This window comes from Armatimonas sp., from assembly GCF_043760365.1.
Taxonomy (GTDB): domain Bacteria; phylum Armatimonadota; class Armatimonadia; order Armatimonadales; family Armatimonadaceae; genus Armatimonas.
Genome location: NZ_JAYUPA010000153.1, coordinates 1 through 6,124, shown reverse-complemented (window position 1 = coordinate 6,124; position 6,124 = coordinate 1). Strand labels below are relative to the sequence as shown.

Genomic DNA, 6,124 nt, shown 5'->3' with positions numbered 1-6,124 from the left:
GCTCTTTGGTATCCGCGCTCCCATCCGCCACCATGGCCGTTACTTTGTAGTCGTCGTAAGGGCCACGTCCGCTACGGAACACCGCCCACTGCACGCCGATGTGCCCCTCGCTCATAGCTTACCTTCCTGTTGCACGACGCTCTTCAATTGCTGTTTGCCAGAGTTCGACAACCTTCTCAATGTGTCGAATCGCATCTAGGTGGCGCTGCGCGGTGGTATCAGTGCTCCCCAGAAGCCAGCGACGTAGCTCGGTAAACGTGGTCACGTTCCACCGCAGGGCCCGTGCCGTCAGCCAGAGGAGCGGGGTGGCACAGTTGGTGGGCGTCGTGTCCTGAGGGGAGATCATCTCAAATTTCCGCGAGGTATCGGGCTGACCATCCGGGCCATTGACGGGACGAGAGGCCGTGATCGCGGTCGTCTTGAAGATCTCCACATCCGCAAAGCCGGGGCCCGTGGTGCGGCACTTCTCTTCCCACTCCTGTAAAATTCCAAACGGGCCATCATAGCGCAGCAGCGACGAGTTCACTTCGTCTTTGCCGCGTACCCGGCGCTCCCCGTAGATAAGATTATCCATCTGCACATGATTGGGCAGACCGCTGGCGAGGTCTACACACTCATCACACTTGGTCATCACCATCCCGACAGGAATCACGCGGTTCTTGCCGTTGCCCTCGATCCGCCCCTCCGAATTGATCCCCATCTTCCGGTCGGTCTTGCCATCAATGAGAATATCCATCGCGGCTCGAAAAGCGTTATGAACATCGCTCAGGCCCTCTTCCTGAACACCACGCCGCAGCGCTGAGATATCTCCCACGAAGAGAATCCCATCCGAGTCGGCGATCCGATTCCAGTACTTGCGGTGGGCATCGGCGGAGTGGTCGCTCGTCACTAGAAGGCTTCCCGGATAGTCCAGCAAGTTGATGCGAGCGACTTTGGTGGGCTGCTCCCCTTTGCGTAGCCGAACGTAGATATCGAACTTGAACTCGCGCATCCCCTGCGTACTGGGTGGCCACTGGTTGTAGGTATAGATCAGGTCGGAGAGATAGTCCAGATTACGATCCTGATAGAAACGCTGCTGCGCCTGATCGAGCTGTTCGTAGTTCACCGGCGTGATATCCACCGGCTTCACAATCACCCCGTAGCGCTCCGCGGTGTTCTCCTGCCACTCTTTATACGCTCCAGCCAAAAGCACCGTCTTGCCAGATTCCCGGCCTCCGATAACCGTGAAGTTCATCTCCAGCGCCTCGCCGCCCGTGGCCACGTAGCGCGAGTCTCTGCCTTGCCTGCCCCCCTGCAAGAAGCGCAGTTTCTGGTCGGCTTTCCACGCCCATGCGAGAGTGGCGCCAGCCCAACCAAAACCGACCAGGGCGGGAACTCCCGTCGCCCAGGTCATGAAAGGCCAGTTCTGAATCATCCTATCAATGAGGTCATTAAGAGGCAATGTCAAGAGCGCAACGAGCACAGCCTGCGGGAGAATCTGGACAATGCCCATTCCTCCGCCCGCCATTACCGCATCCCCGCGCACCGCTAGCCGTCGTGCGGCAATCAGCCCGATCGTGGCCGCAATCGCCAGCGCGATAAATCGCGAGACATAGTAGGCAGTATTACGAACATCCGTCGGTATGCTGGGAAAAATGGCGCGCGCCATCAAAATCGTGAAGACCGCCACCATCCCCGTGACGATACCCGTTACCGCCCAGTCACGCAGCGCATCCACTGCCTTGTAGGTAGCCCCTTTGCCCGCAGTGGCTCTCTTGGCAACAATCGAGCGTAAGATCGCCGTGGCGATAAACGCGGCCAGGATCGCTCCTATAGGAACCAGGCTATAGGCAACCCGGAGTCCCTGCGAGGTCGTGGACTTGGCAATGGACCAGAGTAGCGCCTTAAACCACATCAGCAGGCCACCCATTCCCATCAGCAGTGCCCACTTCGCCAGCTCCGCGACCTTCAAGCGCTCCATCGGATCCAGGCGCTGGATGAGCTTTTTGTCAGCCGTCTTGGCCGTCACCAGAGGAGCGGGAGTCTGCGCAGGGCGCTCGTACTGAGAAAGATTAGGGCTGGGAAGCTCCGTGGGGGACGAGGCCAGCACATCGGGCTCCGCCGAAAAATCGGATTCTTTGAACGCCTCTCGTGGCATTTGAGTATAAACCTTTACAGGGCAAGTTGCCTGAGAGGATACCATAAAACGACTAGGTTGTAACGGCGGCGTTCCTCATGGCAACTGTCTAGCGTTTCAGGTACTTATCAAAAAAGGCAAAGAGCGCGGCATCTGCTTGCTTGGCCTGCTCCCCGCCAAACCCATGGCCCGCTCCTTGCATCGTCACCAGCTCGGCCTCCACTCCGGCAGCAAGTAAACGATCCACCATCCAGATAGACTGCTCGTAGGCGACATAGTTATCTTTCGTGCCATGGATACAAAGAGTGGGTGGGGTAAGCGGTGTGACCCAGTAGAGTGGACTCGCGGTGAGGTGTTTAGGCCGCTCTTTTTCGACCGTGCCACCCAGAAATAACGGAAGCACCTCGGCGGCGTCCACGCTCTTGCCGTAGGATCGTGTCAGGTCACTGGGGCCGTAGAGGTTCACGACACAGTTCACTTTACTGGACTGCCCAGAGTTCCCCCCCTCACCCTCCAGCTCTTTCACGTCACCGGTCACGCCGAGATAGAGCGCCAGGTGCCCGCCTGCGGAGCCGCCCGTCACGCCGATCCGCTCCGGGTTAATGTGATACTTGGCTGCGTTTGCCCGCAGCCAGCGCACGGCGGCTTTCACATCGTGGATGGCCGCCGGAAACGGGTACTTGGGTGCGAGCCGGTAGCTCACCGTCACTGCCACATAGCCACGCGCGGCAAGCTGCTTGATCAGGCCATCGTAACCATCGCGAGTCCCCGCGCGGAAGCCCCCCCCATGAATGCAAAGCACCGTCGGAAAGGGGCCGTCGCCTTGTGCTGGGCGTGCGAGGTTAAGCTGCAGGTGCTGGTTGTCCGGGTTGGTGTACTCAATATCTTTCTCGAAGACAATGCCCTCCTGCGCCCGAGCGGGCGCAAGAGTCAGCAGCAATAGCGCAAGTGCGCCTATCAAAGAACGTAACATGAAGGCTTTCCTCACTTAGACCTAGTGCATGTCCAGGCCACCGGAGATGTCTATCGAACCACCGGTGATGTAGGCCGCTTTCTCGCTGGCAAGATAGGCAATGAGTTCGGCGATCTCGTCGGGGCGGGAGAGGCGCTTGACGAGCAGTTTGGCCATGAACGCCTGGACATCTTGATCGCCACCGGTCTGGCGGCGCTCGGCGAAGTTCTTGGCCATCATGCCCGTGTCCACAGCGGCAGGGCAGACGCAGCAAACCCGAATGCCCTCTTCGCCCAGCGAGATCGCGGCGGACTTTGTCAGGTGGATCATTCCCGCTTTGCTCAGGCCGTAGATCGTCTGCGTGGGGCGACCAGAGCGCCCGGCGGCGCTGGCGACATTGACAATCACACCGCCATTGCCGAACTTCTTCATCTCGACGGCAGCCGCTTGCAGGCAGAAGAACGTCCCCTTGAGATTAATATCCATCAGCCAGTCATAGGTTTCTTCCGTCACATCCCAGATCGGCTCTAGGCGAAAGACACCGGCATTATTGACTAAACAGTCCAGCCGCCCCAGCTTTGCGGCCAGTGCGGCAAAGACCTCGCGGATCTGAGCGACATGGCGAATGTCCAGAACCGCCGTCTCCGTGCCCTCGCCCACTTGCTCCGCCGCACCCGCCAGTGCCTCGGCGTTCACATCCACCAGGACTACTTTCCAACCATCGCGGCGCAGTAGCTGCCCCGTTACAATGCCAATTCCCCCGGCCCCACCGGTCACTACCGCCACTTTTTGATTACTCATGCCGCTAACATTCCCCTCGGCAATAGCGATTTCCTGTCACCAATGCGCAAAAAAACGCGTCTTTAACTTCCGAAGGAGTACTTATGACATGCTGACCCTACTTGCGGCTCCCGCCGCCTCTCCCTCGGCGTTCCGGGTAGACGACGAGAAGCACAAGCACCGCTATCGCGATGGGGATCACGACCAAAGTTGGGTTTGTCGCCAACCTCCAGCTCTTAGACACCAAGCTCAAAAACGGCGACCTGCGCGGCTCCTCACTGATGTTTGGCTGGCGGTTCTAGGTCTCACCAGAACCCACCCGCCTTGGATCCACCCGGCTCGAACCCACCCGCCTTGGACCCACCCGCCTCGTTCCTCGGCACCCTCCCTCAGGGCAGGGAGGGTTGGGGGAGGGTTTGGAGGGCTTCGAGAATGTGCTGGCTGAGCTCCTGGTCAGAGAGACGCATGACCTCGGCGTTTGTCAGGCGCAAGAAGCTTAAATTGTCCTCTGATCGAAGATGCGATTCTCGGTTTTGGTCATATTGAGCGATGTCCGGGCGGAGATGAATCTCACCGTCAATCTCTAGGGCGAAGCGCTTCTCGGCACAGTAGAAATCAAGAATAAATCGTCCCACGACCCGCTGTCGTAAGAAACGATACCCGCCACAGCGCCGCTGCCGAATCACCTCCCAGACACGACGCTCCGCCCAGGTCATTTCCCGGCGCATCTGTCGGGCGTAGTTACGAACTTGTAGATAGTTTTCTCTTCTCATGCCTGTAGAACGGCTGAGAAGTGCCCATTCTAATAAAAATCAAAAACTATTTTTCCCCTCCCCCAACCCTCCCTGCCCTGAGGGAGGGTGCCGAGGAACGAGGCGGGTGGGTTCGAGCCGGGTGGGTCCAAGGCGGGTGGGTCCAAGGCGAGTGGGACCCAGGCAGGAAATTTAGAACGGGGTGAGGAACTGTGTGCTATGGTTCCTGTCATTCCCGCTCTCATCTTTTTCGCGCAGGCTGCCCCACAGAACAATCCCAGCGCTGCGCCCCGGTACTTCACCAATGCAGAAAACGTCAGGCGCATCGCCGCCGGGAAGCGCTTTGTCGCTTTTGCCACGTCGGGCGGTGTCCGAGTTTTTGAGCGCGAAACGCAGAAGTGGCGTGTCTACACCCAGAACGACGGCCTCCCGACGCACAATATCCACGATGTCGTCTTTGACAAAGCCAAGCCCGACACGCTCTGGATTCTCTGCGGCTCGTGGGGCGACTGGGCAAACGAGCAGCCCGCGCCCGATCTGAGTATTGTTACGCTGGATCTAGCGAGTGGGAAAGTCGAGTCCGTCGCGCCCCCGACACCTGCCCCGCGCACGGCACGCAGGGGCTACCACTACTTCCTCGACTACCGCCTGAGCGTCTCCGGCGGCTGGGCGTTTGTGTTCACCGACAAGGGCGCGGCGCTGGCGTGGGATCGAAGCGCGAAAACGTGGACACGGCAGGTAAATGTTGAAGCTACTGCGCCCCGACCCAGCGTCTATCCTGGTCACACCACTCAGCTACAGATGGCGGCAAGTATCGGGGATATGCTTGCCTTCTCCGTTCAACCCAAGTTTTCCCTGATTTTTCAGTCCACGGTCATTCAGCCTGCCTTTGGTGGCAGTCCTATTGTGGTAAACAAGCCTGTCGTACTGGGTGAAGGCCCCTACGTCCTGCTTTACGATAAACAGACAGGGAAGACGACACGGCATCCGCTGGGTGCTGACTTGCTGGGGCAGTCCTCGGTGAAGCAACCCGCGAGTGGCGGAACACCCCTCGTGGTGCGCAGTGGTCGCCCCGCTCGCTTCGTCGCCGATACCCGTCCCGGCTCGGTGCTCATTGAGTCCTTCACCACGGACACTTCCTCCGTCCGGGACGAAACGCCGCCGCAAGTCACTTTCTACCGCGTCCTGCACCGGGTCACGCCGACTCTCAGTGAGCCCGTGGAGATCAGCCGGGAAAAGATCGAGCCGTCTCAGCGGCAGCCGAGAATGTCTCCTGCTCCCCTTGTCTACTGGACGGACTTCCTCGTGGAGGGCAACACGCTCTGGGTGACGGGCTACAACCAGCCCGGATACGGGCCGTCGTCGGGGATTGCGCGGCTGGACTTGGCGACAGGAAAGTGGGACGGGCCAAAACCGGTGGAGAATGGATTGAAGGCAAATTTTGCCCGCCTGAGTCTTGATTCCAGCGACATCTTTGCCTGGCAAAACTATACCTATCCACGAAAATATACAGCCAAAGGAGAT

General features: G+C 59.1%; 5 protein-coding genes. 1 reads left to right on the top strand and 4 read right to left on the bottom strand.

Annotated elements, in window-relative coordinates:
• Nucleotides 1–118: 118 nt before the first annotated feature.
• The 4 genes from ACH2EH_RS03850 to ACH2EH_RS03835 form a co-directional block, all read right to left on the bottom strand.
• Nucleotides 119–2,137, bottom strand: coding sequence for a hypothetical protein (locus ACH2EH_RS03850; protein WP_395139140.1), 2,019 nt, complete (start codon nt 2,135–2,137; stop codon nt 119–121).
• An 88-nt stretch (nt 2,138–2,225) separates the two neighbouring features.
• A complete protein-coding gene (locus ACH2EH_RS03845) occupies nt 2,226–3,089 on the bottom strand; it encodes an alpha/beta hydrolase fold domain-containing protein (protein ID WP_395139138.1) in 864 nt (287 codons plus the stop codon).
• Nucleotides 3,090–3,110: 21 nt separating this feature from the next.
• Nucleotides 3,111–3,869, bottom strand: coding sequence for an SDR family NAD(P)-dependent oxidoreductase (locus ACH2EH_RS03840; protein ID WP_395139136.1), 759 nt, complete (start codon nt 3,867–3,869; stop codon nt 3,111–3,113).
• Between the two features lie 368 nt (nt 3,870–4,237).
• Nucleotides 4,238–4,621 (bottom strand): endonuclease domain-containing protein, encoded by a 384-nt coding sequence (locus ACH2EH_RS03835; protein WP_395139134.1) that lies wholly within the window; start codon nt 4,619–4,621, stop codon nt 4,238–4,240.
• Nucleotides 4,622–4,819: 198 nt separating this feature from the next.
• On the opposite strand from ACH2EH_RS03835, the gene ACH2EH_RS03830 reads away from it, so the two are divergent.
• On the top strand, nt 4,820–6,124 hold a 1,305-nt coding region (locus tag ACH2EH_RS03830; RefSeq protein WP_395139132.1), incomplete at its 3' end, for a hypothetical protein.

Coding starts and splice junctions, on each gene's coding strand:
- ACH2EH_RS03845 (WP_395139138.1), bottom strand. CDS start 3,089: ATGTTACGTTCTTTGATAGGCGCACTTGCGCTATTGCTGCTGACTCTT.
- ACH2EH_RS03835 (WP_395139134.1), bottom strand. CDS start 4,621: ATGAGAAGAGAAAACTATCTACAAGTTCGTAACTACGCCCGACAGATG.
- ACH2EH_RS03840 (WP_395139136.1), bottom strand. CDS start 3,869: ATGAGTAATCAAAAAGTGGCGGTAGTGACCGGTGGGGCCGGGGGAATT.
- ACH2EH_RS03850 (WP_395139140.1), bottom strand. CDS start 2,137: ATGCCACGAGAGGCGTTCAAAGAATCCGATTTTTCGGCGGAGCCCGAT.